Source organism: Streptomyces cadmiisoli, from assembly GCF_003261055.1.
Classification (GTDB): domain Bacteria; phylum Actinomycetota; class Actinomycetes; order Streptomycetales; family Streptomycetaceae; genus Streptomyces; species Streptomyces cadmiisoli.
This window is the reverse complement of the sequence record NZ_CP030073.1, coordinates 9,033,506-9,058,341: the sequence shown is the minus strand read 5'-3', so window position 1 is coordinate 9,058,341 and position 24,836 is coordinate 9,033,506. Positions and strand designations below refer to the sequence as shown.

Below are 24,836 nucleotides of genomic sequence, written 5' to 3'. Positions count from 1 at the left end.
GGGCCTCGCCAGTCGGTCCCACAACCCATTTCCACGACGATTGCAGGCGGTTCACGAGTGCGGAAATCTCCATCGGCGACAGCCATAAGGCTTCCGGCTCGTGTCCGTGTGGCACAGGTGGACGGTAGCTTTGCAGAGCGGCGGCGCATATTTTCCTCGGTCCTGTCGGCTGGCCTGAGCGCCGTTGTGCTCGCAGGTTGCACCTCCATCGATGCTGACGGCCAGTCCCCTACGTCCGCCCCGACGCCGGTATCAGCCCAGCGCATGGTGTCTCTTCTCGAGAATCTGCTACCTGAAGGGAAGTTCTCGTCGCAGCAGGGTAAGGGGCTGGGCGACAAGTCGGGACCGCCGCCCTCAGCCCAACTGGTCTTCGACAGGGGTGGTAGGGCAGCGAAGGTAACGGTGATCCTCAACAAGTATCCCGTGCCGGTTCCCGAGCAGGTCATGCGGTGTCCTGACACGGCCTACCACCCGTACAGCCAATGCACCGAGACTCAACTGCCCGGTGGAGCAGTCCTCGTGCGGGACCAGTCGCCGAAGAACGAGGACGATCCGTCCGGCGCAAGGCTGTTCAGCACACTGCTGGCGTACAAGGACGGTGGGCATGTTTACGTGTCCGAGGTCGGCGATCCCGGCGACAAGACAGCGGCTGGTGACACCCCGCTGCCATTGACCCTCAAGCAGATCTCGGACATTGCCACCTCGAGTGCCTGGAAGCCCGTTCTGTCTTCGATCCCTGCGCCGCCCTCCGGCGCCCGGACGGAATCGGCACCGAGAATGACCGGCGAACAGATCAGCCGAACCATCGAGCACTTGCTGCCGGCAGATCTGCACGCCAGTCGGCGGGGCGGGTCGGAGGGCTTTGGTCACATCGTCGTCGACGACAGCCGCGGCAAGAGTCTCGTCACCTCCAACGTCCAGCGGTGGAAGCCGGACGACTCCGGCATGACAGAGCTGTTCAAGAAGGCTGCCACTCTGCCCGATGGCACTCGCATCAGAATCAATAAGCGAGCTGCTCCCCGGGGCGGCAAGGGAGCGGTCGAATGGAGCGTCGACGCCCTCCGTAAGAACGGCCTGCGCGTCGTGATTTCGGCGGTCAATGCACGCGCTTACGGGCTACCCCCCGACCGCAGCGAACCCGCACTGGACATCCGGCAACTCAAGCAGATGGCCCTCGACCCGGTGTGGCAGCGCTCCAGCGGCAGCTGACTCAGGACCTCCGCAGGGATATTCGGCCCGGGTCCGCCACGTACCCGGGCCGAACGATCTGGAACCCTCGCGAAGGCGCCTCAGTTCACACGCCCTTGCGGGCTCGTCCACCTGCCCGTCAGAACTGAATCTTGTCAACTCTGCCGGGCCACTGCTTTGCAGTATCGTCATCGATCTAAAAGGGAAAATCCTGCAATGATCAAGAAATTTGCTACTGTACTTCCCATGACGGCACTGGCGTTCGCGGCAAGTGTGGTTGTGGCACCCCAAGCTAGCGCTGCATATGAATGCCGCGGAAATCAGATTTGCGTTTACCAGAACGCCAACTTCACGGGTTCCGCGCGCGTGCTCGACCCCTACGCGGCCTACTCGGACTTCAGGCACCTTTATTACACGAATGGTGTCAACCTGAACGACAGCATTTCGTCCGTCCAGAAGAACACCGACCGGTGCGCGGCGTTCTACAATGATGTGAACTATTCGGGCACCGTCGAGTACATGGTCTATGGCTGGTACGGTCAGAACGTCTCGTATCTAATGAACGACAGGTACTCCTCGATGGCCACGTGGGCCTGCTGAGATCAGTGTTCGAGCAACGCGTTGCCGGGCAGTTTGCGTAAACAGGTAACATGAGTGCCCTACTTCCGGGCCCGGCGGTTGATCGGCGACCCGAGGTCGCGCCCGGCACACTGGCACCATATTCCACACCTGAGGAAAACTCGGCGTGATTGTGATTTACGCTACGGAGATGACTCACTCTCCTTCACACTCGCGCGTACATGTCAACACTTTTGCGACACGAAAAGGTATCGGCCGATGACGAAGAAGTACGATGTTGAAATTCCCGTCCTGATCGTCGGTGGCGGTGGGGCCGGCTTGACCTCGTCGATTCTCCTGTCCCGCCTGGGCATCGAGTCCCTGCTGGTGACGCGCTACCCGAGCACCACGCACGTGCCCCGGGCGCACATGCTCAACCAGCGCAGCATGGAGATCTTCGCCGACATGGGTGTCGATTCCCAGATCCGGGCGAAGGGCGCCCCTCAGGAGTACATGTCCCGCATCGGGTTTCTCTCCGGACTCGCGGGCGGGGGGCCGAAGAACGGGCACGGGCGCCGCATCGGCTCCATCGAGGCATGGGGCGGGGGCTACACCGACCCCGAGTACGTGGCCGCCAGTCCGCAGGCCGCGGCGAACCTGTCCCTGCGGCGCTCCGAGCCCGTCCTCAAGAAGCACGCGGAGCGGTACGACCACGCCGCGATCAGGTTCAACCACGAGCTGGTGGGCCTGGAGCAGGACGCGGCGGGTGTGACCTCCACGGTCCTCGACCGCGGTACCGGTGAGACCTACACCGTCCGGTCCCGCTATCTCCTCGGTGCCGACGGCGGGCGGACCGTGGGCGAGTTGGCAGGGGTCCAGCTCTCCGGTCCGGAGAAGATCATGACCTTGACCAGCATGTACCTGTCGATGGATCTCTCGCCGTATCTCGACGAGGCGGAGGACGCGGTCTTCCACTGGATCTTCAACCCCGACCACCCGCGGCACCTGGGCTGGGGTGCCGTACTGGTGCCGGAGGGCCCCGAGTGGGGGCGGAAGTCCAAGGAGTGGGTCCTGCACGTCACCGGGGAGGGCATGGACGCCTCGCAGCCGGAGAAGATGGTGCAGTGGGCCCGCGAGGCGGTGGGGCTCCCCGACATCGACATCGAGGTCCTGACGATCGCCGAGTGGGACATGGGAGGCTACCTCGCCGACGACTTCCGGGCCGGACGGGTGTTCATGCTCGGAGACGCCGCGCACAAGGTCCCGCCTGCCGGCGGTCTCGGTCTGAACGCGGCCGTCCAGGACGCCTATAACCTGTGCTGGAAGCTCGCCGCCGTCCTCGACGGTCGTGCCGGCGACGCCCTGCTCGACACCTACTCCGCCGAACGCCGCCCGGTCAACCAGCACAACCTGGACACCGCGATGCAGGCCGCACCCGCCCAGTTCGGAGCCGCCGAGGTGATGGGGCTCTCCCCCGACAAGAGCGCGGAGGAGAACTGGGCCGCGCTGCGGCTGTTCTGGGAGGACGGCCCCGGTGCGGTCGAGCGGCGGCACGCGTTCACCCAGTGGCTGGGCAACCTGACCCTGGTCTTCCACCAGCACAACACCGACTTCGGGTACACCTACGACTCCCCCGCGATCGTCGGCGACAGCACCCCGGCGCCCGCCCCGCTGGACGCGATCCGTCTCTACCAGCCCAGCACACGCCCAGGCCACCCACTGCCCCACGCCTGGGTCGACCGCGCCGGTGAGCGCACCGCACTGCGTGAACTCATCCACGGCGGTCACTTCGCCCTCATCGCGGGCGAGGACGGCCACGACTGGGTGGAAGCCGCCACCCAGATCGCCGAGCAGCGGAAGCTCCCGCTGCGCGCGGCCCGGGTGGGCCTCGGTGACGTGGACTTCGTCGACACCCGACTGGCGTGGACCAAGCAGCGGGAGATATCCACCACCGGTGCGGTGCTCGTCCGTCCGGACGGACATGTCGCCTTCCGCTCCGCCGCGTCGGTCGACGACCCGGCGGCCGTGCTCTCCGCCGCCTTCCGCCGGATCCTGCACACCGACGGCGAGTGACCACTGCCGGAGGCGGCCCGCACCGGTCATCGGCGTGCGGGCCGCCTCCAGGCACATGTCTTCCCTGATGCTCTGTCCACTAGCGCGTCGGCGTTTGTGGTGCGGCCATGCGGTCGGGCAGCCGAGGGCGGCATCGACGTGCGGAACGGCGAGTTCGAGGCCACGCCGACGAGTGCCGGGCACCTTCTGTTTGCATAACTCAGATCAGAATCGAGATCTTTATGACCTTTTCGCTGGCCGAACTGCACCCCGACGACCCGCACTGGAACAAGCGCGGCGCGCTCTACGTTCCGTCAGGTCAGGGTCCGACCGTATGGTCCGCGGGTGACGTCTATACGGTCAAAGCCACAGGTGCGCAGACGAACGGTGGGTTCGGTTTCATCGAGGCCACAGTTCCGGCGGGCGGCGGTCCGATTCCCCACGCACATCCGGATGAGGACGAGACGTTCTACATTCTCAGCGGAGAACTGGAGTTCCTGGACGGCGATCACATCTTCACTGCGGTGGCAGGTGACTTCATCTACATCCCTCGAGGGGTGCGTCATCGTTTCACGAACAAAGGCAACCACGCCGCCAAGATGATCTTCATGTACACACCTCCGGGTCTGGAGCAGATTTTCGTCGATCACGCCCTGCCCGCACGGCCGGGTGAGGCGCCGCCGCCGGTCACCGACCCGGAGCAAATCACGCGAGGGGAAACGCTGGGTCGGCTGATGAATTCGGTGATTCTCCCGGAACCGTCATGAACTCCATGTCCACTCTGGAGCACCCCACGCCAGGGCTTGATCAAGTTCCCTGAGCGTCGGGGTTGTTGGTGATGCCCAGGAGTGGGTGGGCTCGTTCGGGCTGGTCGCGGATTGCCCGGGTGGTCTTGGCGATATTGGCAGCGCCAAGGGCCTCGAGCAGGCCGATACCGAGGTTGCGGAAGGTGGCCATGACGCGTGGTCCGGTGCCGGTGTGGAGGGCAGGGCCTTGAGAAGTCTCGAGGTGGGCGGTTCGCCTGCCGGGTCCCTCATGTGATCGGTTGTCAGCGTCTGTGGGCAGCGGTCCCCTGGATGCAGAACAGGCATGACCGGTGGTGATCATGTGGGTGACGAGTCCGTATGAGCACCGAGCGAGTCCATGCCCGCGAGCCCATCTTCCCGTATGCCCTCCTGCCTGCGACAACTGGTGTCGGCGTACTCCTTGCAGTGGCTCAACCAAGTACGGATAGACGTGCTCAGTGTCAGGCCACTTGGGTGTCCCGTTCGATGGCCGCCAGTCGGTTATTGAGCCGGTAGCTGGGGCCGTTGATGGAGACCACGTCGCAGTGGTGGAGGAGCCGGTCGAGGATCGCGGTGGCCAAGACTTCGTCGCCGAAGAGCTGGCCCCATTCATCTGGGGCTGAAGGTCTTGTTCGAGGTGAGGATGATCGAGCCCTTCTCGTAGCGCTTGGAGATGACCTGGAAGACCAGGTTCGCCGCGGCGCGTTCGAGGGGCTGGTAGCCGACCTCATCGACCACCAGGACGCTGGGCCGCAGGTAAGTGCTGAGTTGCTGACCGGCCACCCCTGATCCGAAAATAACGTCTGACTGCCTCCAGGCAACCAGTGTCACGCCGCTTCGATGGGTTCGAAGCGGACGGTCAGGCCGAGCGCGTTGGCTTGCCGGGTGATCCGGCGCAGGGCGCGTTCGGGGTTGTGTGTGGTGTAGTAGTCGCCGCCGAGATCGTGGAAGCGGGTGTCCTGCGTGAGCATGTGCCACACCGTTGAGAGGATGGAGTGCTCGACGGCGACCAGGGCTCTCATTTGGCCACGGCGGCTGGTCAGGCGTCGGTAGCGGGCCTGTAAGAACGTGTCCTTGATGCGGCTGGCTCCGAACGCGGCCAGACCCAGTGCGCCCTTGAGGTAGCAGTTGCCGGGTCGGACCTTGGTGCTCTTGGCGCGGCCGGCGGACTCGTGGTGACCGGGGCAGACCCCTGTCCAGGAGGCCAGGTGCTTGGCGGAGGGGAAGCGGGTCATGTCCGCTCGGCGTAGTAGCGGACGCCGTGTTCGCCGGCCCAGGCAACGGCGGCGCCGGCTTCTCCGAGGACGCTTATGACCTGGCGGGTAAGGCGGTGCCGGGGCCGAGCAGGAGGTTTTGATGGTTGCCGAGGGGATCTGGCGTTCCCCATCGGCATGCTCGGCGGTGTCAGCGAGTGGGGAAAGGTCATCAGGCCGCAGGTGCAGGCGCTGACCTTGACGGAAGGAGTTGAAGTGGCAACTGTGCAGGTCACGGTAAATTGATAACATGACGAAACCTCGATCACTGGATCCTGAGGAGCGGAAGTTCTGGGACACCTGGCTGCGCGCACAGCGCCTACTCACCAGGGAGCTGGAGCGTGACCTTCAGCGTCGTAGTGGAATTTCGCAAGCGGAATTCAGCGTGCTAGTTACTCTGTGGCAGGCCGCCGGCCGTGAGATGCGCGTCGGCGAACTCTCCGAGTCTCTCGACTGGGACAAGAGCCGCGTAGCCCATCAGCTGACGCGCATGGAAAAACGCGGCTTCGTCAAGCGCAGCCAGTTCGGGGCCCATGGCCGCCGCGCCGGGGTCGGGCTAACCGTCGAGGGCCATTCCGCCGTCCATAGCGCCATGCTCGTGCATGCCGACAACATTCGCCGCCACTTCTTCGACTCACTCACACCTGAGGAGGCGGCGGTCATCCGGGCATGGAGCGAGCAAGTTGTCGACCGCATAGAGCTCTGCAGTGAGACTGCGGGCGACGGCGCGGCCCACTAACTTCGGCTCGTCAGGGAGAAATTCGGCGGAGTCCTTTGTGGGCCTGGGGTGGTGGCCGTATCCCTTGCTGTGTGAGATACGCGGATTGGGGCGGGCTGACTGTTGCGGGACGCCAGCGTCGGGGGCCTTGTCCCAAGGCCAGGAAGTCAGCGTTTTCGCAGGTCCTGCAAGCACGTTGAGGGTTTGAAGCGAAAGCCCAACGGAGGCCATAACCCGTACGGTGACCGTGGCCGCGGGCCGGTTCGCCCCGGGCCATCTGGGAGAGCTGACCGGCGTGGTGCCGTTCGAGCTCGTGGACGCGGTGCTGGCGGAGACGCGGACGGTGCAGCGGCGGCTGCGCGATCTGGAAGCCGTCCTGTACACCACGGAGCCCTTGAGGAACCTTCCCGCTGGAGTCGAGCAGACGGAGTTCCCCCACGCCAACAAGGAGTCCTTCCGGAGCGTTACATCGGGCCGCGTCTCCTCGTCGAACCAAACGGCCGACTGTTTCTGGTACCCGCACGGTGGGTGGCAGGGAGCAGCCGAACCCTCGTCGTCCTGTACGACGACACCATTCGGATCGACCTCATCGCGGGGTGACATACGAGGTGCACATGGGCAGGTAACACATTGAACACGGCTGTTCTTGCCCGCGGTCGGTGCTGGATCGACGGTGAACATACCGTCAGGGGCGAGGGCGCCGTCAGGCCCGGTGACCTCGGTGGTCAGTTTCAGGGTGAGCGGTGTGCTGCCCAGGTTGTGGTAGGTCAGGTCCTTGGTGATCGGCTCGTCGTCTGCGTGCGGCCATTGTGCGGTGCCGAAGGGCAGCGACGTCTGCCGGGTGACCGCCGACTGCTGGATCGCCGCGCCCAGGTCGGCCCGCCCGGCCCCCTGCTGGAATACGGTGTAGGCACTCGGCGTCGCGGAAGCGGTCAGCGCGTGCTTGATGTCCTCGCCGCTCCAGTCGGGGTGCTGCTGCGCGAGAATGGCGGCGGCACCGGCGACGTGCGGGGTGGCCATGGAGGTGCCGCTCAGGGCGAAGTAGCCGTCGGCGACGGGAGCGCCGGACAAGCCGCCGTCCTTCGACCTCGCCGCGCCGATGTCCACACCGGGGGCCGTGAGGTCGGGCTTGATCGCGCCGTCACCGACCCGCGGGCCGATGCCGGAGAAGCCTGCGAGGCGGTCCTGCTTGTCCACCGCTCCGACGGTCAGGGCGGCGTCCGCGCTGCCCGGCGAACCGATGCTGCCAGCGCCCTGACTGCCGAGGTTGCCGGCGGCAATGACGAACAGTGTTCCGGTCTCGGCCGACAGGTTGTTGACGGCCTCCTCCACCGGATCGACGCCAGGAGTATCCGTGCTGCCCAGCTGAGGTTGACGACGTCGGCCTTCTCGGCCACTGCCCACTCCATACCGGCGATGATCCCTGAATGGTCGCCGAAGCCACGGTCCCCCAGAACCTTGGCGTTGAGGATGGTGGCACCCGGCGCCACACGCTTGTACAGGCCGCCGGACTTCGCACCGGTGATACCTGCCACTGTGGAGGCGACATGCGTGCCGACCCACGTGGTCGAGGGTGTCCGGAGAGGCGGTGAAGTTGCGTTCGGCGGTCACCTGCCCGGCCAGGTCGGGGTGGGTGGCATCGATGCCGGTGTCGAGGACGGCGATACGCGATCCAACCCGTCCAACCCCGCCTTCCAGGCTTGGGGGCCGCCGATCTGCGGCACGCTCTTGTCCAGGCTCACCTCGACGACGGCGTCGAGCCACACCGAGGGGATGCCCGGTGCGGTCCCGCGGTCGGCGGCGCCGGCCGGCCCGGTGGTGAGCGTGGACCACAGCTGCGCGTCACCGGCGGGAGCGGGAAGGGCGTCCGCGTTGATGCTGGTCAGAGTGCGCTGCGTCCGGGCGTCGGCGCGCAGGGCCGTCCTGGCGGCCGGGCGGGCGGTGTCGTACCGCACGATGAGCCGCAGGTCCTGGCGGTGTGCGTAGGCGGGGGAGCTGAGGGTGGTGATGTCGAACAGCCGCCGGTTCAGCCGCCCGTCCTGAATGAGACCCCGTGCGTCGGCCCGTACCGGATACGTGTGTCCGTTGAGGGTTTCCCTCAGGATGAGAGTCACGCTGGTCTGTGCCGGTGTCGCTGTCCGCGCCGTCACCTGCGCACTGTCCCTCGTGCCCCGGGCATCGGTCGAAGCAACAGCTCAAGCCATTCCCAGACGCTGCGGCATACATGCATCCAGGGCGTACGCTGCCGACGAAGCGATTGTGTGGAGGGCAACAGCACGAGCCCTCTCGCATTCGCACAGCAAAGGTGAGACTCATGACCACCACCCATCGCTGCAGAAGCGCGGCTGTCGCCGCAGCCGGCGCACTTTTCATACCCCTGTCCTTGACGGCCTTCGCCGCGGTTGCCCACGCCGGAGCGGTCGGCGAACCATTTGGTCCCGGCTGCGCCTCGTTGCCGACCAGTGGTGAGGGCAGTGCCGCGAGCATTGCGGACGACCCCGTTGCGACCGCGGCGTCGAACAGTCCCGAGCTGTCCACTCTGGCCCGCGCCGTAGAAAAGGCCGGGCTGGTCGACACGTTGAACAACGCCGAGGACATCACAGTGTTCGCGCCGACCAACGACGCGTTCGAAAAGATCCCGAAATCCGACCTCGACAAGATCCTCAACGACAAGAAGCAGCTCACAGACCTTCTCACGTACCACGTTGTCGAGCAGGACGTGACAGTCGGCGAACTCCCCGACGGCGCGTTTAAGACGCTGCAAGGCGACGAGATCACCACCTCGGGATCAGGGGACGCCTTCAAAGTGAACGACTCGGCGTCGATCGTCTGCGGCGACCTCGCCACCGAGAACGCAACCGTCCAGCTCATCGACACCGTGCTGATGCCCAAGTCCTGACGCGACCCGTTCGAATTGATCCTGACAGCGATCAGATGGGGCGGGATCCTTCCTGGTCCAGGTTGCAGAGGAAGTCATTAATGATCCGGGCGTACTCGTCAGGATGTTCAAGGTTGGGGAAGTGCCCGGCGTCGTCGATCACGATTGTGCGGCCTCGCGGTGCCGCACGGGCAATGAACTCGGCCATGGCACTGAGTTCGGGGGCGTCCTGTGCGCCGTTGAGGGCCAGCACGGGGACGCTGATCTGGCCCGCTCGGGCGCCGAGGTCCTCGACCGGGACGTGGTGATCGGGTTCGCCTGGCGTGTGCTTGCTGATAGTCCTCCGGCGCATCTGGCGAAGGCGCGTGTAGATCTCGGGCCGGACGGCCTGGCGCGGCCTCTCCGGGCCGTGTGCCCAGGCATCGCTCGCCTCATGCCAGGCCTCGATATCGCCTGCAGCCAGCGCTTGGAACTGTGCCGCCTGGGCCTTCTTGGACCACGGCTCGGTGAACTCATATTCACCTGTGCCGCCGCCGGAGATGACCAGGGCCCCAACCAGTTCAGGGTGTTCCAGCGCGGTCCCGACGGCGATGACCGCGCCCATGGAGACGCCTACGAGGATGGCGGGGCTGGCCCTCAGGTGGCGCAGCAGTGCGGCAAGGTCGTCGGCCTGGCGAAATGGGCCGCCCGCGTTGGCGGAGCGTCCGTGGCCACGAGCATCGGGCGTGATGACCCGGAACTGGTTTCGGAGAGCAGGCACGTGCTCGTCCCACATGGTGTGGTCGAGGAACCCCGCGTGCAGCAGCACGACGGGCAGGCCTGTGCCGCCGGTGTCACGGTAGGCGAGCACGCCGTCGGAGGACGCGAAGAAGCGGAGGCCGGAAACTTCACTCATGACAACTAGGTTGTCATGCAAGCGCAAGGATGACAACCGGGTTGTCATCTATCATCGGCGTGTGACTGATGAAGAACGCCCGCTGCCCCCCGACGAAGCGGGTCCGCGGTTGATGGAGGTCTTCGCCCTGGTCGGACCGCTCTACCGGCGGGTCCATCGGAAGATCGAACAGGATGCTCCGCAGCAGGGCCTGTCAGTGGGGGTACGTGCGGTGCTCGATCTGCTGCACGAGCACGGACCTATGACGGTTCCCCAGATGGGCCGAGCCCAGTCGATCAGCCGACAGTTCGTCCAGCGGATGGTCAACGGCGCCGTGGCAGACGGCCTGGTGGAAGCCGTTCCGAACCCTGCGCACGCTCGGTCCTCACTGATCCGGCTAACCGACGCCGGCTGTACGGCAATCGACGCCGTCATCGCCCGGGAGCACGCGTTGCTGCGCGCGGGGGCGGGCGATCTCACCGTTTCGGACGTGGACACCTGTGTCCGCGTGCTCGGCCGGCTAATCGCTCTCTTCGAGGACGTCAACGTCGACGACTGACGAACTCGCGCTGGCCGAAGGAGTCCCGACGGCTCGGACGGTACCGCAGACCACGGCGAACGCACACCTTCCCCCGGTGAGGTCGGTGCGACTGCTGGGCTAAGAGCACCCGGCAGTAGGCGTTACTTCAGGCGTTTGGTAGTGGGGCGACCGTCCCATCGGTAGAGCGGGGTGGCGCGGCGGATGAGCATACGGAGCGTGACGATGGCGGCGGACAGGTAGAGGTAGAAGTCGACGACCCGGCTGCGTTTCTCGGTGCAGCGTCGCAGTTTGCCGAAGCCGTTCATCCACGCGTGACTGCGCTCGACCACCCATCTCTTGCCGGCCTGTATGGGAGCGGGCACGCCCTTGCGGGCGATCTCGCCGGTGAAGCCGAGTTCCGACAATGCGGCCCGGGTCTTGTGGCTGTCGTAGCCACGGTCCAAGTTGACATTGACCTGATCTGGCAGGCATCCGACCTGCTCCTTCGCGGCCTCCAAGGTGGGCACGAGCAGCGGTGAGTCGTGCCGGCTGGCCCCGGCTGAGACGATGCCGAGCGGGATGCCGCGGGCCTCGGTGGCCACCGAGCGCTTGAGGCCCTGCTTGCCCCGGTCCACTGGGGAGCGCCCGGCGGCCTCGCCACCGCAGGGAGCCTTCGTGATGCAGCCGTCCACGGACAACTCGCTCAACTCAAGGCCGATCATCCGGTCGTACGCCTCAAGCACCAGGGCGTGCAACTGCCCGGCTATTCCGAGTTGGGCCCAGTAGGCGACTCGTCGTCGGATGGTGCGGTCCGAGCATCCAGGAGTTGCGACACGCTCGTAGCCGGAGCCGTGCACCAGGGCGGCGATTACGTGGTCGAACACCACGCGGTCCGCGATGCGCGGGTTGTGGCAGCCCAGCGGGTGGCTGTCCACGTGCTCCGGTAACAGCGTCGCGAACTGGTCCCACAGGGGTTCGAGCAGGCATGATGGCAGGACAGGCACGGGCCCTCCGGTGATCACTGAGCGTAGAGAACTCCATGATCACCATGGCTCGTGCCTGCTCGACTTCCGGGGTCGCCTTCATCAACGAGACACGCCTACCGCCGGGCGCTCTAATACGCGGATGGAGAAGATCCCGAACCCAGAAGCCGCTGAGGCCGACCTGTGACCTGTGGCTCGCACACTTCGCTGACCGTGGGCACACGGGCGCCTGCCGAATCGGCACCGATGTCGAGGGCGTCGTGTACAGGCTGGGCGAGTGCTGGGTGACCAGGGTGTGGACCGTTCGGCCGCCAACCCGTTTCGAGCTCTCGGCGACGGCCGAACGCTGGTTCTGGATCACCTTCCGTGCAGCGCTGACGGACGGTCACGGATCCGTCGCGGTCGCCGTACGGTCATCCGGCCAGGAGGACGCGCTTGCGCAGCAGAGCCAAGCCCGCGCGGCCGAACATCTGCCGCTTCAGCATCTTGATCCGGTTCACCTGCCCCTCCACCGCTCCCGAGCTGAACGGCAACGTCAGCCCCGCCTCCACCGCCCGCAGATCACACTTGATCCCGTTCACGAACGACAACGACGTCTTGTGATCGCTTTCGGTGCTTCCCCGCGCCGCCCTCGCCGCATACCTGACGATCCAGCTCTGTGAGCGATATAGAGGTGGGGGATGTTCTGTTCGCCGACCTGGACGGCCTGCGGGTCGACGCTGTCGAGTTGAGTGAGGAAGCGATCACCGTAACGGCCCGGGCGCGCGCGGGCGACGCCGCCTGCCCGAGCTGCGGGGCAACATCGGGACGGGTTCACAGCGGTTACGAGCGTCGCTTGGCGGACGCTGCGGTGGGTGGGCGGCCGGTGGTCGTGCATCTGCAGGTCCGGCGTTTCCGCTGCCCGGTCGCGGCTTGCCCCCGAGCGACGTTCGTCGAGCAGATCAACGGACTCACCTTCCGGCACGGGCGGCGCAGTCAGCGGCTGCACACCGTCTTGCAGGTGGTGGCGCTGATGCTGGCCGGACGAGCCGGCGCCAGGCTGGCCGAAGTGCTGAGCGCCGATGTCAGCCGTTCCACTCTGTTGCGGCTGATCCGGGCCCTGCCCGATCCGCCGATAGTGACGCCGCGCGTACTCGGCGTCGACGATTTCGCCCTGCGCAAGGGCCACGTCTACGGCACTGTGCTGATCGACGTCGAGACCCGCCGCCCGATCGACCTGCTTCCTGACCGTGAATCGGCGACCCTGGCCCGCTGGCTGGCCGACCACCCCGGCGTCGAGATCATCTGCCGAGACCGGGCCAGCGGCTACGCCGAAGGCGCCCGCCTCGGAGCCCCCGATGCCGTGCAAGTCGCAGACCGCTGGCACCTTTACCACAACCTCACCGAAGCCGTGGAACGCTGCGTGGCCAGGCACTCCGCTCAGCTGCGGGCCCCCGAACCAGAGCCCAGTCCGGAGGCGTCCGTCGCCGCGACCGCCGAGTGGGAGAAGATCACCGAGGCTGCGAAGACGGAACGGAGCGCCCACCGTTGCGCAGACCGCACCCGCGACCGCCATCAGGAGATACACGCCCTGATCGGGAAAGGGCTTACCCTGCGTGCGATCAGCCGCAAGCTCGGCCTGGCCCGCAATACCGTGCGCAAGTTCGCCCGCGCGGCCAGGGCCGATGAGCTGAGCGAGGGCAAATGGCAAGGCCGCGCGAGCATCCTCGATGACTACAAGCCCTACCTCCACCAGCGGTGGCAAGAGGGCTGCACCAGCGCCAAGAAGCTCACCGACGAGATCAAGGCCGCGGGGTTCCGCGGCGGCTACTCGGTGGTCCGCGACTATCTCAAACCTTTGCGTGCCGGGGCCAAGCCCGCCGACCGGAGGCGGCCCCCGTCGGTCCGGGACGTGACCAGCTGGATCACTCGGCACCCCGACAATCTCACCCAAGACCAGACCCTGCAGCTCAAGGACCTCCTGGCCCGGTGCCCCGAACTCGATGCCACCGCTGAGCACGTCCGGGCGTTCGCCGAGATCATGAACGCGCGCGCCGGCGAGAAGCTCGCGACCTGGATCGACAGCGTGAAGACCAGCAGCCTGCCTGAGCTGTTGTCGTTCGTGAACGGGATCAAGTGTGATCTGCGGGCGGTGGAGGCGGGGCTGACGTTGCCGTTCAGCTCGGGAGCGGTGGAGGGGCAGGTGAACCGGATCAAGATGCTGAAGCGGCAGATGTTCGGCCGCGCGGGCTTGGCTCTGCTGCGCAAGCGCGTCCTCCTGGCCGGATGACCGTACGGCGACCGCGACGGATCCGTGACCGTCCGTCAGCGCTGCACGGAAAGTGATCCAGAACCACGATTCAGCCGACGCCGACACGAGCTCCACCGGCAGGTGTACGTCGACATTGCACGCCACCCACTGCCGTTCTCCACGCCAGAGATCCTCGGAGTGGAAAACCACGATGGCGTCCTCGATACGGGTGGACTCCGCACATGCAGATCATGAGGGCGAGCTGCCCACTCGGCAGTGCTACGCGCTACTCGCCGTCCTGCGTGGCCTGGCCTCTGCGCCAGGTACGGCCGCCATCCGGTACGGCTTCGCCACAACTTGCCCGACAGCCGTTGAGCAGGGTGTGACGCAGTGCCAGACGGGCGGTCTCGATCCCCCAGCGCTCGTAATAGAGACCGACCAGGTGGTCTGCCGGGTCGGTGCGCTAGTCGCTCAGCGTGGTGAGCAGGCGGTAGGATCCGCCGAAATCGTCGCCGGCGGTGCGGGAGCGGATCTCGGCCTCGACCACCCTCAGTCGGACGCAGCCGATCCGGGTGAGGTAGGAACCGTCGGGCAGCAGCGCAAGCACCGGTGGGCGTCGGGTGCTGGTGGCACGAATCAGCAACTGCGCCCCCTGAGCCACGACGTCTGCGAGCAGCTTGTTGCTGTCGAAGGCGCCGTCAGCCAGCAGGAGCATGTCCGAAGTCAGGTGGCTGACCAGGTCGTGTGCGTAGTCGGTTTCGCCCTTCAAGGCGGGTCCGAAGGCAGCGGTGATCAGGCCCCGGGTGCTGGTTTCGCACAAGGTCATCAGCGTCAGCCGGGGGTAGCCGGCAGGGCCATGGCGGCGCGGCGTGGATACGACGACGGCAAGTCACGTGACGGGCGCAAGCGCCACATCCTGACGGATACCGACGGTTTGCTCCTGGAGGTAACCGTGACCACGGCCGATGTGCACGACTCCAAGGCCGCCCCCGCGCTGCTGGAAACGTTCATGGAACAGCCGGGCCGGCTGCTGAAACTGGTGTGGGTCGACTGTGCCTACCAGGGCCCCGCACTGGCGAAGGCGTTCGCCCGTCACGGGGTGCGCGTCGAGGTCGTGCGCCGCTGCGACGGACGCCGCGAATTTGTCGTCCTAGCCCGCAGGTGAGTGGTGGAGCGCACGCTGAGCTGGCTGTCGCGCTCACGCCGCCTCAACCGTGACCACGAACGCCGCCTCGACCACCACGCCCAGATGGTGTGGTGGGCCGCCGTGATCAGGCTGTCCCGGCGCCTGGCCGGGGACGCTCCGCGCTGGCCGGAGAAGCGCCCCGGCCGACTGCTCCGGGCGCGGGCATGAACCGTCCGTCCCCCGCCCGCACCAGCCAGCCCCGCTTCTCCAGCACGTAAGCGCGGTGACGGATCTTCCCCACCTCGTTCTTGATCTCCGCTTCCCGGCCCACCGCCCGCGTCAGCTCCACCCCGTTCACCGGCCCCGAAGCGGCCACCACCGCGACGAACACCTCCCGATACAGGCCGCTGAGCACCTCCTCACCCATGCCCAACCGCCACACCGGCGGCCGCTCGCCATGCCCCGCGCCCAAGCCGCCCGATCCCGCAGCGGCAGCCATCTCACCACCAGACGGCACGGAAACCGGCGTATTCACCGGGCTCTCCCCGGCCAGCACCGACACGAGCTCCTCACGCCCCACCCGGGCCCGCTCGACTCGCTCCCGCGCGGCATCCACCTCCGCCTGAGCCTGCTCCAGAACCTCCGTCCAGGACTCCAGATCCTGCCTCGCCCGCGCCTCACGCTGTTCCATCAACCCCAGCACCGACGGCATCGCACCTCCCCGATCCACAACAAGCCGTCCCCTGCCTGCCCCTACACCTCCGCGATCATGCCCCGCACCCGAAGAAGCCCCTGCTCATCGAACAGGGACTCCCATTGCCACAACGCACTCACCAGTCATCGCCGATGTCAAATTTGGCGGCGATCGGCATGCCGTTGTGCGCGAACACCACCACGAGATAGTCGTCCGACGCGGTCAGCCCGGCGTAGATCCGTTCCGCCAGCTCCGAACTCGCGACGTCCTCTGACCGTGAGATCACGGTGAGGATCGCGGGCATCTGGTCCAGCACTCCCGATCCCGATTCCCGCGGACCCGAGTACAGGGAAGAGCTCAGGTCGTCGTTGTCGAACCAGTAGTTGTATCCCTCGTGGCTGTCGGGTGTGATCGTCCCGCCGTCGAAAGGCGTCTTCAGGATGCGCGACACGTCCGCCCACAGGCGGTCGCCGAACTCTCTGCTCCGGAAGTCGTCCTGCCGCGCAGGCCCGACATAGAAGTCGAAGTCCTGCTTGTAACCGTCGTACTGCGCGAAATCCGTCATCGGAAGCCTTCTTCAACTCTCGGCGCTCACTTGTGAGTGAGTGCACCACCTGGTGCACCCGGACGTGCACAGAGCGCCGTACTGCACAGCGCCGCGGCCACCCAATGACCAGCCGCCTCCGGGACACGGACAAGGCCGGGGCGAAGCCCTGTCGCATGGAGACGCCCGTAGGGGCCCCTTGATGACGGTTCCTGTCCCGCACCGACTGAAAAACGCCCGTGCCGGCTGAACCACGAACGGGATTCCCTGCCCGAACGCTGTCTTTCCGACCATGAGCGTGCCGTGGCGCAGCGCGACGTGGAGTGCAAGAAGAAGGTTGACCTCATCCGTCGCTGGAACACGGCCGAGTCCGCAGTACAGCAGAACCTGATCAAGGAGAACAGGGCGGTTCTCGACCGGTTCCTGGACCTGCAGGACGCCAAAGTAGCTGCTGCTCGACAGTTGCTCCGCACGAACGACTGAAGCGCTGTCGTCCGTGCACCGCGCGAACGGCCGCCCTGCTCCTGCGGCAGAGCGGGCTCGTGGGCGGGGACGAGCTCGACGTCGCCGACTCAGACCTCATCGAGTGGCACGGCGGCGGCCCCGAGGTATGGCCGCGCCAGGGCGGTGGACCGGAATGCTGGACCGCCCCCGGCGAGCTGCCGTCCTTGGTGGGAAAAACAAGGCGGGACTGACCGCTGAGAGTCCTCGGTCCGCAACCCCATCTCCCGGGTTGCGCGTGCTCACGAACCCACCCTGGAAGCGGTGGAGCTCCACGGTGATCTACCCACCCTCGGCGCCAGAACGGATGCGCAGGGCCACCGGACGACCCTGTCTCCCCCACACCCAAACTATCTCCCCGGACGTGACGATGCAGGAGCGTCAACCCACCGCTTCACACAGAGTGCGTAAACGTTCCTCAGTTCGGACCACGTGTTGAGCCGAAAGCGGCTTCCGAAGGCACCCGATATCCCTCCGAGCGGTCAAGTGCGGCGCACCATTCGATGTGGTGAGGATTCACGCTAATCCCAGCAGGGCGGGGTCATGAGATAGTAGTCGCCGTACGCCACCTCGGTGCGTCCGCCGATCGTCAGCTCCACCCTAGGAGCATCCAGTGTTGCGCAGGTGCCCTTCTGGACGGTGGGTGCGTAACAGCCACGGGTGAAGCCGGGATTCAGTGTGGACTCGGCGCACCATACGTCACCCTCGCTCTGGGATTCGAAGACCACTCGGCCCTTTTGAAGGATCCAGGGGTTGAGTCCGCTGGCGTTCTGCACGACCAGCACAGCTTGAGCCCCGCCAACTGAGTTCACGACCGTGCACGCCTTGAAGTTGATTCCGAAGTCGCCGGGAGTGAAGGTCCGCGTGTGCTTGACGTAGTCACCGCACTCCCAGTAGGAGTTCGTGTCCACGATCTTCCAACCCACGGTAGGACTGGCAACGGCCGGCTGTATGCCGATCAGTGCGGCACTGGCTGTGATAGCAGCGATCTTCAGCCAACGGCGCATAAGCATCCCCCTGGAAATCGCTCGGACCCTCGATCGGCGCCCGATGAGCAGCGTTGATCATATTCACGTTCCCCGACAGGAACCAGTGATCTGCGCCGGAGATCGGTCGGCACAAACGCAGGGCCTTTGAGAAGTCTCGAGGTGGGCGGTTACCCTGCCAGGTCCGTCATGTGATGGGTTGTCAGCTTCTGTGGGCAGCGGTCCCCTCGATGCAGAACAGGCATGGCCGCTGGTGATCATGTGGCTGTCGAGTCCGTATGAGCCCCAGGGCTGATTCAAAGTCCTGGTGATCACGTGGCGTTGCTGGTCATGGCAGTCCGATCAGGTCCAGCGGACGGATGAAGGGCGTGTAGGAGGCCTCGCGCGGGCCGGCGGCGATGCTGTGGTGTCCGGCGGTGCGCAGGGTGTTGATCGCGAAGCTGCGCAGGGTGGCCGTGTTCTCCGGTCCGTGTCCGGTGCGGATCTTCGAGGCGTCCTCGCCGAACGTGGTGTCTCTGACGTGGTGCAGGGCCTCGATGCCCCATTGTGCGCTGGCGAGTTGGCCGATTGTCTGGGGAGACGCCGCACGCGCCGTCAGGTCGGTGATGGTGTAGAGGGTCTCGCGGGTGATCTTGCCTGTCGTGAGGTCGGTGCGGTGTCGGTGGATCTTCGCGGCCTGCGTCACGTGCGGGAAGTCCAGGCCGGGACCGGTGACGGTGAGCGTGCGCACCGGGCGGGTCTCACGTCGCCCGTGTCCCGCCTCGCGGTCGTAGCGGCGGGCGGTCACCCTTTTTCCAGGGCGGTGAGCGGAGCGTGCGGTGCAGCGTCGGCTGGTTCCGCTTGACCATGAGCAGGTAGTGCGCCTTCTTCGCCTCAACCAGCCACCTGGCGTGGTCACGGTGGGTGTGCAGGGCGTCGGCACTCACCACGACACCGGCCAGGTCGAACGGGGCCGGCAGCTTCGTGAAGCCGGTGACCTCGGTGGTCTTGTCCGGCTCGCGTAGCTGGCTGACGGTGCGTCCGCCGTCCAGGACGGCGGAGAGCAGGTGGGCGGCTGTGGCTCCCCTCCCGGATGCGAGGGAGCCACAGCCGACAACCACGAAGTCTTCCAGCCCTGAAACGGGGTCACTGGCCACTTACGCGAGAGCGAGACAGCTACGTTTCAGCTCATGCGATAGCCGAGGATCGCAAGGCCCGCGGCCGCCGCGCGGTGCTGGTAGGCGCGCAGTCCGGGGGCGCCGGGGGGTGCGGGCTGGCGGGCGTTGCCGTGCCAGTGCCCGGTGAGCGCGGCGAGGAACACGGTGGTGGTCTCGGGGCTGCTGGCGGTGGCGGGATGGTCACGGAGCAGCCGGGCGACATCTGCGGGCGCGTGTCCGGCGAGGATGAGCTGCGGGGCGAGGGAGGCCGCGTCGATGCAGGCCGGACCGGTGGTGGCGTGTGCCCAGTCCACGAAGGTCACGCCAAGGTGGTGGTCGCGGACCATGTTGTCGGCCCGCAGGTCGCCGTGGACGATGCAGTTGCCGTGCGCGAGGGCGGACCACTCGGCTTCAAGTTCGGCGAGCTGTGGCAGGTGGGCGCGGGCGGCGGGGGCGAGGTCGGCCGGCGGATCGACGAGCAGTTCGTCCCAGCCGTGCAGGGCCGTCAGCCCGTCCAGGTACACACCGGGCACCGCCACATCGCGGACAAACGCCGCCGGGCCGTCAGCCGCGACGAAGCCCGCCGGCTCCTGGCCGCAGGATTGAGCTCCTGCACTCACTGCGAGCCGAACACCCGGCTGCACATCCTCGACCTATCACCGCCCCCGATCGCAGGTCAGTTCTCCGACGGGATCCGAGCGGCAATCTCCCGCGCGAGCTGGTACGCCTCCGGAGAGACCGGCCCGTCCTGCCGTGCCACCGTCTGCAGAAGCCGGAGCAGGCCATGCGCCTCTTCCAGGGTCAGCAGGGCCAGGCGCTCCACGGTGTGCTCCACGGGCGCGAAGTCGATGTCGTCCAGGTCGTCGTGCTCGTAGTCGTCGTTCATAATCTGGGCAACGTACCCGCGCCGAGGGCCGGTCACGCGGCCTCAACGCGCTGCGGCCCGGCCGGTGAGAGCACCGGCCGGGGCCGTAGACCAAGAGCATGATCGTGAAGGGGGATCGTCGCCTACGCGGCGAAAAGGCACAAGTAGGGCTTCAACCGAACGATCTTCCCACCAGGCAATAGATGAGGCCCGGGGACACTGTCCCTTCACGACCACGTAAACACAAAATCCCCCGGACCTCCGGTGGTGCCCCCGCCAGGCATGGGCCCCTTTGACGGGACCCGTTTCGAGGGAGGCCATGGCGGTAGGCACTGGTTGCCGGGCAGCACGGGTGGAAGACATCCGGCGTGACCTGGACCCCGCCGGAGCCGATGCTGGCCTCCTTCGTGCCCAGCCCGAACCTGCCGCCGCAGCACGCAGCAGAGCCGAAATTTTGGACGCAGTTTCTCGCTGTCCGTTGTCCATACAACTCTCCTTGGGAAGCCCTCGTCCATGCTCCGCAACCGGGTGCTCAGGTCAGGGGCTGGGCTGCGTACAGAGTGTCGAGGGCTGCGGCGAGGGTGCCGAGGAGGAGACGCAGGGCGCGTTCGGGTAGGCGGGGCTGGAGGCGGGCGCCGAGGTAGCCGCCGATCCGGCCGCCGGTGCCGCAGGCGAGGCCGAGCCACCAGTCGGGGGCGACGTCTCCGGGGCTGACAAGCGACAGGAGCGCGTAGGTGGCGGCGCCGACGAGGGGGGTGGCGAAGGTGGCGGCGAGCGCAGCCGGGGCGACGCGGGCGACGGGCAGGCCGCGGCCGACGAGGATCGGGCCGAGGAGGGAGCCGATGCCGTAGATGCCGGCGGCCAGGGCGAGGCCCGTCAGCGTGAGCGGGGGCAACTCGCCTGCGTGTGGCGGCCGGTGGCGGGACAGGGTGAGGGAGCGCAGGCCGAGCGGGAGCAGCAGGGCGGCGATCAGGAGGCGGAAGACGCCGGGGCCGGAGAGGGCGACGACGCGGAGGGCGGCGCCGAGGACGACGCCGGGCAGGGTGCCCAGCACCAGGCGCCGGGCGAGGCCGCCGCGCAGGGCGCCGTCGTGGCGGTAGCGCCACAGGGCGCCCGGTCCGGCGACGACGTTGAACAGCAGGCTGGTCGGGATGACGGCCGGGTTTGGCGCGCCGAAGACGCTCAGCTGGACGGGGAGGAGGAATACCGCTCCGGACACGCCGACGGGGGCGGTCACGGTCGCGATCAGCAGCCCGCCAACCGTTGTTCGCCCGGCCAGTATCAGTGCCTCGGAGGACAGGGAGGCGATCTGCTATGAGATGTTCACGGTCGGCCGGGCGGGGAGCGGTGCCCTCGCCCGGCCGTCGCGGTCACGGGACGGGTGGGCCCGGCAGGAGCCGCGACCAGGGGTTCGGCGATGTCTAGAGCTGCGCCGGTGGTTGGCCGGCCGCCGGGCGTTTGCCGATGACGCGGTACATGCCGATCGAGTTGTGGGTGGCGGTGTCGGCGAAGCCGAACTTGTTGTAGAGGAAGCGGGCCGGGCCGTCGGCGATCAGGGAGACGTAGGCGGTGGCGGGCGCCCGGCGTTCGAGTTCCTCGGTGAGCGCGGCCATGATGCGCTTGCCAAGGCCACGTCCTTGGTGGGCGGGGTGGAGGCAGAGGTCGACGATCTGGAAGGCGATGCCGCCGTCCCCGACGATCCGTCCCATGCCGATGGGCTTTCCCTCGTGGTGGAGGAGTACCCCGTGCCAGGTGTTGGGCAGGGCGAGCGCGACCGCTTCGGGGTCTTTGTCGGAGAGGCCGGCGTCGGTGCGCAGGCGTCGGAAGACCGCGACCGAGGGCACACCGACGCTCAACTCGTAGGGGTCGTTCACGCTGTCCACTTCCGATCGTGCGCTGGGTGCGGTGACGGGTGCCGTGCTGCTCGGCTGGTGGGTCAGTGGCCGGTTTCGGCGTGGTCGCCGTGGTCGCTGAGCTGGGCTGCGAACCAGTCGTGCAGGGCGTCGATCAGGGCGGGCTCGTCGGTGGTGTATGTCAGGGTGGCTCCGTCGGTCCGCTCGTTGTAGCGGACGTCGATGCGCTCGTAACCCTCCTCCAGTGCGGCCAGTCCCGGCATGCTGTCGCCGTGGATCTGGGCGGGGTCGCCGAAGTCTCCCTGCCCGAACGCCTTGGCCTCCTGCTTCAGGTGGGTGCGGATGGGGCCGACCTGCTTGGCGTCGTCGGGCTGGTCGGCGATGACGTCCTGGATGCCGCCGGTGCCGGTCGGGGTGAAGTGGTGGGTGGTCTCTTCGAGGTCGAAGGGCATCACGCTCCGGCCGCGTTCGGCGACCGCTTCCTGCCGATCGGTCCGCCCCGCGCCGTCGTCCTGCTGGGAGCCGCCGATCCACGAGGCTGCGCCCAGGGCTGCACCGATGCAGGCCGTGCTGATACCGGCCGTCAGCAGCCGGCGCTTTGCGATGTTCATCGTGTGCCTTCCATAAGCATGTCGAAGGAGAGTGCAGGGCCCGTTTCGTCTTGGCGGGGACCCGGAAGGCCTGGGATTACTGCTGCTTGGCGGGGATCAGCCACCAGACGATGACGGCGGAGAGTGCGGCCAGGCCGGTGGCGACGAGGAACGCGTCGTCAAAACCGGATGCGCTCTGGGCGCCGGTGTGGGCGGCGATGCTCGTGGCGGCGGCGCTGGAGACGGCTGCGGCGCCGGCGGAGGCGCCGAACTCGTGGAAGGTACTGACGATGCCCGATGCGACTCCGGCCTCGTGCGGGGCGACGCTGGCGAGCGCGGTGGCGGAGGCGACCACGAACAGGCCGCCCAGCCCCGCCGCGGCCACGCTCATCCCGGTGACCATCGCGGCTGTTCCGGACCACAGCACCGGCACGAGGAAACCGGCGGCTGCCACGGCCAGCGACATCACCGCCAGCAGTCGGGCTCCGAGACGGCCGATGACACGGCCGGCGGCTGCGGCGGCGGCCATGGTCAGCAACGCCACGGGCAGGAACAGCACACCGGTCATCAGCGCCCCGTGGCCCTGGAGGTTCTGCAGGTAGAAAGAGCCGAGGAAGAAGGCCCCCACCATCAGTGCCGTAGTCACGGCGATGACGAAGGTGCCCGCCACTACCGGCCGCCGACCGAGCAACCGCAGGTCCATCAGCGGCGCCGCCGCCCGGCGCTGCCACAGAGCGAAGACCACATAGCCGGCGGACGCAGCCGCGAACAGGACCACGGTGACAAGGTCGAGCCAGCCGTGGTCGCCGGCACGGATCAGGGCGTAGATGAGCGCGCCGGTCGCGGCGGCGACCAGGACGGCGCCGGGTACGTCGAGGGAGCCGGTGGCCGCGCGGGGCAGGCGGGGCAGGACCCGGGCGAGTGAGACGAGGACGGCCAGGCCGACGGGGACGTTGACGAAGAACACCCAGGCCCAGCCCGGACCTGCCGTGATCAGCCCGCCCAACAGCACGCCGAGAGCGGCGCCTCCGCCGCCGAGCGCCGACCAGATCCCCAGCGCTCGGTTGCGCTCGTCGCCGTCGAACAGCCGCACCACCACCGACAGCGCCGCCGGCGACAGCATCGCGGCGCCCGCCCCCTGGGCGATGCGGGACGTGAGCAGCAGCGGGGCGCCGGTGGCGAGCCCGGCGGCCAGGGACGCGGCGGTGAAGACGGCGAGCCCGGCCAGGACGACCCGCTTCGGGCCGAACAGGTCCGCGGCCCGGCCGCCGAGCAGCATCAGGCTCCCGAACGTCAGGGCGTAGCCGCTGACCACCCAGGTCAGCGCCGCGCGGTCCAGGTCCAGTTCGGCCCCCATGTCCGGCAGTGCGATCGCGACGACGGTGATGTCGAGGATCAGCATCAGCTGGGCCAGCCCCAGCAGCCCCAGGGCCGTCCAGCGCAGCGGATGCGGTGCATCCGGGGCCTGGGTGGTGGTGGTTTCCGTGTCGCTCATGACGCTCACCCCTCCTCACTAAGTCGTACAGGACTGTTCACGTTATACACCCCGGGGGTATAAGCCAAACAGTGCTGTATGAGTTAGCGGGGTAGAGTTGACGCATGGCGAGCAAGAACTCCACGGCCGGCAAGCGCGCCGACGCGCTGCGCAGCATCGAGGCGATCGTGCAGGCCGCGAGCGAGTGCCTCGGGCGCAACCCAGAGGCGAGCCTGAGCGAGATCGCGCGGGCCGCGGCCGTGGGTCGGGTGACGCTGTACGGCCATTTCGCTTCCCGGGCGGAGGTTGTGGACGCGGCGATGAGCCGCGCCCTCGACCGGGGCAACGAGGTCCTGGACACGGTCGATATGACCGGTGACCCGCGGCTCGCCCTGGCCCGGTACATCGAAGCCGGGTGGCACCTAGTGGACGAGGCGCGGGCGCTGCTAGCCGCCGCGCAACGGGAGCTGTCCGCTGGGCGCATCCTCGAGCTGCACGCCGGGCCCGCCGCCCGGGTCGAGGCGCTGGTTGCGCGCGGCCGTGCCGAGGGTGTCTTCCGTACGGACCTGCCGGTCGCGTGGATGGTCAATGTGCTGCACGCGGTCATGCACAGTGCGGCAGAGGAGATCCGGGCCGGTCGCCTCACCTCCGAGCATGCGGCCGGCCACATCACGGCCACGGTGCTCGCCGCCTTCACACCGCCGGGCGCACCGGTGCCCGAGACCGGCGGCGGGGTCCAGCCGTAACCCGCGCGGAAAAGGTCCTGATCTGCGAGGCGTCCTCGTCCGCGAGGGCGGTCAGGGGGCGAGGGGCGTCTCGTGCGGAGTGAGGTCGTCGCACAGCCGTACGAAGCGGACCGGGTGGCGGTAGCAGCCAGCGCCGACAGCGGTATCGGCGACGAACTCGGCCACCAGGTCCGAACGAACCGTGCGGAACTCCGGCCCCCCAGCGGCTCCCCAGCCGGCGCTGAAATGCCACCCGTGCCAGGAGTGTTCGGATCCCGCGGGTGTCAGCCGCCGGCCCACATC

29 protein-coding genes and 4 pseudogenes are annotated in these 24,836 nt (G+C 67.4%); 12 read left to right on the top strand and 21 right to left on the bottom strand.

Going from position 1 to position 24,836, the window contains the following annotated elements; all coding sequences use genetic code 11:
• Positions 1–108: 108 nt before the first annotated feature.
• The 4 genes from DN051_RS39775 (at position 109) to DN051_RS39760 (ending at position 4,565) form a co-directional block, all read left to right on the top strand.
• The gene (locus DN051_RS39775; protein WP_112441844.1) at positions 109–1,209 is read left to right on the top strand and encodes a hypothetical protein; all 1,101 of its coding nucleotides are present in this window, start codon (positions 109–111) and stop codon (positions 1,207–1,209) included.
• 225 nt (positions 1,210–1,434) lie between these two features.
• On the top strand, positions 1,435–1,788 hold the full coding sequence (locus tag DN051_RS39770; RefSeq protein ID WP_162625115.1) for a peptidase inhibitor family I36 protein: 354 nt from the start codon (positions 1,435–1,437) through the stop codon (positions 1,786–1,788).
• 237 nt (positions 1,789–2,025) lie between these two features.
• Entirely contained in the window at positions 2,026–3,819 is a 1,794-nt protein-coding gene (locus DN051_RS39765) for an FAD-dependent monooxygenase (protein ID WP_112441840.1), read from the top strand.
• Between the two features lie 221 nt (positions 3,820–4,040).
• Positions 4,041–4,565 (top strand): cupin domain-containing protein, encoded by a 525-nt coding sequence (locus DN051_RS39760; RefSeq protein WP_053762661.1) that lies wholly within the window; start codon positions 4,041–4,043, stop codon positions 4,563–4,565.
• A gap of 40 nt (positions 4,566–4,605) precedes the next feature.
• Here DN051_RS39760 and DN051_RS39755 read toward each other — a convergent pair whose 3' ends face one another.
• The 4 genes and pseudogenes from DN051_RS39755 to DN051_RS46875 form a co-directional block, all read right to left on the bottom strand.
• Positions 4,606–4,755: a hypothetical protein gene (locus DN051_RS39755; protein ID WP_246040784.1), complete on the bottom strand. Its 150-nt coding sequence runs from the start codon at positions 4,753–4,755 to the stop codon at positions 4,606–4,608.
• 289 nt (positions 4,756–5,044) lie between these two features.
• Positions 5,045–5,354: pseudogene (locus DN051_RS39750) on the bottom strand (ATP-binding protein); the annotation flags it as partial.
• A gap of 56 nt (positions 5,355–5,410) precedes the next feature.
• Positions 5,411–5,818, bottom strand: a complete 408-nt coding sequence (locus tag DN051_RS39745) for a transposase (protein WP_112441838.1) — start codon at positions 5,816–5,818, stop codon at positions 5,411–5,413.
• A gap of 8 nt (positions 5,819–5,826) precedes the next feature.
• Positions 5,827–5,992 (bottom strand): annotated as a pseudogene (locus tag DN051_RS46875) (type I-E CRISPR-associated endonuclease Cas1e); the annotation flags it as partial.
• A 94-nt stretch (positions 5,993–6,086) separates the two neighbouring features.
• On the opposite strand from DN051_RS46875, the gene DN051_RS39740 reads away from it, so the two are divergent.
• The gene (locus DN051_RS39740) at positions 6,087–6,575 is read left to right on the top strand and encodes a MarR family winged helix-turn-helix transcriptional regulator (RefSeq protein WP_112441836.1); all 489 of its coding nucleotides are present in this window, start codon (positions 6,087–6,089) and stop codon (positions 6,573–6,575) included.
• Here the strand turns inward: DN051_RS39740 and DN051_RS47970 are convergent.
• Positions 6,471–8,089, bottom strand: a pseudogene (locus DN051_RS47970) (S8 family serine peptidase). The gene DN051_RS39740 and the pseudogene DN051_RS47970 sit on opposite strands and share 105 nt — an antisense overlap.
• 72 nt (positions 8,090–8,161) lie before the next feature.
• On the bottom strand, positions 8,162–8,704 hold the full coding sequence (locus DN051_RS46860; protein WP_246040783.1) for a hypothetical protein: 543 nt from the start codon (positions 8,702–8,704) through the stop codon (positions 8,162–8,164).
• 164 nt (positions 8,705–8,868) lie between these two features.
• Between DN051_RS46860 and DN051_RS39725 the strand changes: the two genes are divergently transcribed.
• Positions 8,869–9,453: a fasciclin domain-containing protein gene (locus DN051_RS39725; RefSeq protein ID WP_112441834.1), complete on the top strand. Its 585-nt coding sequence runs from the start codon at positions 8,869–8,871 to the stop codon at positions 9,451–9,453.
• A 31-nt stretch (positions 9,454–9,484) separates the two neighbouring features.
• Here the strand turns inward: DN051_RS39725 and DN051_RS39720 are convergent, their stop codons facing one another.
• The gene (locus DN051_RS39720) at positions 9,485–10,327 is read right to left on the bottom strand and encodes an alpha/beta fold hydrolase (protein WP_112441832.1); all 843 of its coding nucleotides are present in this window, start codon (positions 10,325–10,327) and stop codon (positions 9,485–9,487) included.
• A gap of 112 nt (positions 10,328–10,439) precedes the next feature.
• Between DN051_RS39720 and DN051_RS39715 the strand changes: the two genes are divergently transcribed.
• Positions 10,440–10,865 (top strand): MarR family winged helix-turn-helix transcriptional regulator, encoded by a 426-nt coding sequence (locus DN051_RS39715; RefSeq protein WP_199315028.1) that lies wholly within the window; start codon positions 10,440–10,442, stop codon positions 10,863–10,865.
• A 122-nt stretch (positions 10,866–10,987) separates the two neighbouring features.
• Here DN051_RS39715 and DN051_RS39710 read toward each other — a convergent pair whose 3' ends face one another.
• Positions 10,988–11,830, bottom strand: a complete 843-nt coding sequence (locus DN051_RS39710) for an IS5 family transposase (RefSeq protein ID WP_112441901.1) — start codon at positions 11,828–11,830, stop codon at positions 10,988–10,990.
• 392 nt (positions 11,831–12,222) lie between these two features.
• Positions 12,223–12,390 (bottom strand): hypothetical protein, encoded by a 168-nt coding sequence (locus DN051_RS45440; protein WP_213084369.1) that lies wholly within the window; start codon positions 12,388–12,390, stop codon positions 12,223–12,225.
• Positions 12,391–12,467: 77 nt separating this feature from the next.
• Between DN051_RS45440 and DN051_RS39705 the strand changes: the two genes are divergently transcribed.
• Entirely contained in the window at positions 12,468–14,078 is a 1,611-nt protein-coding gene (locus DN051_RS39705) for an ISL3 family transposase (protein WP_112441828.1), read from the top strand.
• Positions 14,079–14,502: 424 nt separating this feature from the next.
• Here DN051_RS39705 and DN051_RS39700 read toward each other — a convergent pair whose 3' ends face one another.
• A complete protein-coding gene (locus DN051_RS39700) occupies positions 14,503–14,865 on the bottom strand; it encodes a hypothetical protein (RefSeq protein ID WP_246040782.1) in 363 nt (120 codons plus the stop codon).
• Positions 14,866–14,895: 30 nt separating this feature from the next.
• On the opposite strand from DN051_RS39700, the gene DN051_RS46075 reads away from it, so the two are divergent.
• Positions 14,896–15,204: a transposase gene (locus tag DN051_RS46075; RefSeq protein WP_206751797.1), complete on the top strand. Its 309-nt coding sequence runs from the start codon at positions 14,896–14,898 to the stop codon at positions 15,202–15,204.
• 106 nt (positions 15,205–15,310) lie between these two features.
• Here DN051_RS46075 and DN051_RS39690 read toward each other — a convergent pair whose 3' ends face one another.
• The gene (locus tag DN051_RS39690; protein WP_112441826.1) at positions 15,311–15,877 is read right to left on the bottom strand and encodes a BAR domain-containing protein; all 567 of its coding nucleotides are present in this window, start codon (positions 15,875–15,877) and stop codon (positions 15,311–15,313) included.
• 118 nt (positions 15,878–15,995) lie between these two features.
• Entirely contained in the window at positions 15,996–16,424 is a 429-nt protein-coding gene (locus DN051_RS39685; protein ID WP_112441824.1) for a hypothetical protein, read from the bottom strand.
• A 282-nt stretch (positions 16,425–16,706) separates the two neighbouring features.
• On the opposite strand from DN051_RS39685, the gene DN051_RS39680 reads away from it, so the two are divergent.
• The gene (locus DN051_RS39680; RefSeq protein ID WP_112441823.1) at positions 16,707–16,886 is read left to right on the top strand and encodes a hypothetical protein; all 180 of its coding nucleotides are present in this window, start codon (positions 16,707–16,709) and stop codon (positions 16,884–16,886) included.
• A gap of 539 nt (positions 16,887–17,425) precedes the next feature.
• Here the strand turns inward: DN051_RS39680 and DN051_RS39675 are convergent.
• The 4 genes from DN051_RS39675 to DN051_RS39665 form a co-directional block, all read right to left on the bottom strand.
• The gene (locus DN051_RS39675) at positions 17,426–17,830 is read right to left on the bottom strand and encodes a hypothetical protein (protein ID WP_112441822.1); all 405 of its coding nucleotides are present in this window, start codon (positions 17,828–17,830) and stop codon (positions 17,426–17,428) included.
• Positions 17,831–18,218: 388 nt separating this feature from the next.
• Positions 18,219–18,677: a hypothetical protein gene (locus tag DN051_RS39670; RefSeq protein ID WP_162625114.1), complete on the bottom strand. Its 459-nt coding sequence runs from the start codon at positions 18,675–18,677 to the stop codon at positions 18,219–18,221.
• Positions 18,631–18,990: a transposase gene (locus DN051_RS45435; protein WP_162625113.1), complete on the bottom strand. Its 360-nt coding sequence runs from the start codon at positions 18,988–18,990 to the stop codon at positions 18,631–18,633. The genes DN051_RS39670 and DN051_RS45435 overlap by 47 nt, the downstream gene beginning before the upstream one ends.
• Positions 18,991–19,052: 62 nt before the next feature.
• Entirely contained in the window at positions 19,053–19,559 is a 507-nt protein-coding gene (locus DN051_RS39665; RefSeq protein ID WP_246040781.1) for a phosphotransferase family protein, read from the bottom strand.
• On the opposite strand from DN051_RS39665, the pseudogene DN051_RS46855 reads away from it, so the two are divergent.
• A pseudogene (locus DN051_RS46855) lies at positions 19,521–19,610 on the top strand (DUF6233 domain-containing protein); the annotation flags it as partial. The gene DN051_RS39665 and the pseudogene DN051_RS46855 sit on opposite strands and share 39 nt — an antisense overlap.
• Before the next feature lie 92 nt (positions 19,611–19,702).
• On the opposite strand, the gene DN051_RS39660 reads toward DN051_RS46855, so the two are convergent.
• The 5 genes from DN051_RS39660 to DN051_RS39640 all read right to left on the bottom strand — a co-directional run bounded on the left by DN051_RS39660 (position 19,703) and on the right by DN051_RS39640 (position 23,829).
• Positions 19,703–19,912: a DUF6417 family protein gene (locus tag DN051_RS39660; protein WP_162624716.1), complete on the bottom strand. Its 210-nt coding sequence runs from the start codon at positions 19,910–19,912 to the stop codon at positions 19,703–19,705.
• A 511-nt stretch (positions 19,913–20,423) separates the two neighbouring features.
• On the bottom strand, positions 20,424–21,128 hold the full coding sequence (locus DN051_RS39655) for a sulfite exporter TauE/SafE family protein (protein ID WP_246040780.1): 705 nt from the start codon (positions 21,126–21,128) through the stop codon (positions 20,424–20,426).
• A 184-nt stretch (positions 21,129–21,312) separates the two neighbouring features.
• Positions 21,313–21,774 (bottom strand): GNAT family N-acetyltransferase, encoded by a 462-nt coding sequence (locus DN051_RS39650; protein WP_112441818.1) that lies wholly within the window; start codon positions 21,772–21,774, stop codon positions 21,313–21,315.
• 53 nt (positions 21,775–21,827) lie between these two features.
• Complete coding sequence (locus DN051_RS39645) at positions 21,828–22,355, bottom strand: aspartate carbamoyltransferase (RefSeq protein WP_112441817.1); 528 nt, start codon at positions 22,353–22,355, stop codon at positions 21,828–21,830.
• A gap of 76 nt (positions 22,356–22,431) precedes the next feature.
• Complete coding sequence (locus DN051_RS39640) at positions 22,432–23,829, bottom strand: MFS transporter (protein WP_112441816.1); 1,398 nt, start codon at positions 23,827–23,829, stop codon at positions 22,432–22,434.
• A gap of 104 nt (positions 23,830–23,933) precedes the next feature.
• Here DN051_RS39640 and DN051_RS39635 point away from each other — a divergent pair, with 104 nt between their 5' ends.
• A complete protein-coding gene (locus DN051_RS39635) occupies positions 23,934–24,554 on the top strand; it encodes a TetR/AcrR family transcriptional regulator (protein ID WP_112441814.1) in 621 nt (206 codons plus the stop codon).
• Positions 24,555–24,836 lie beyond the last annotated feature (282 nt).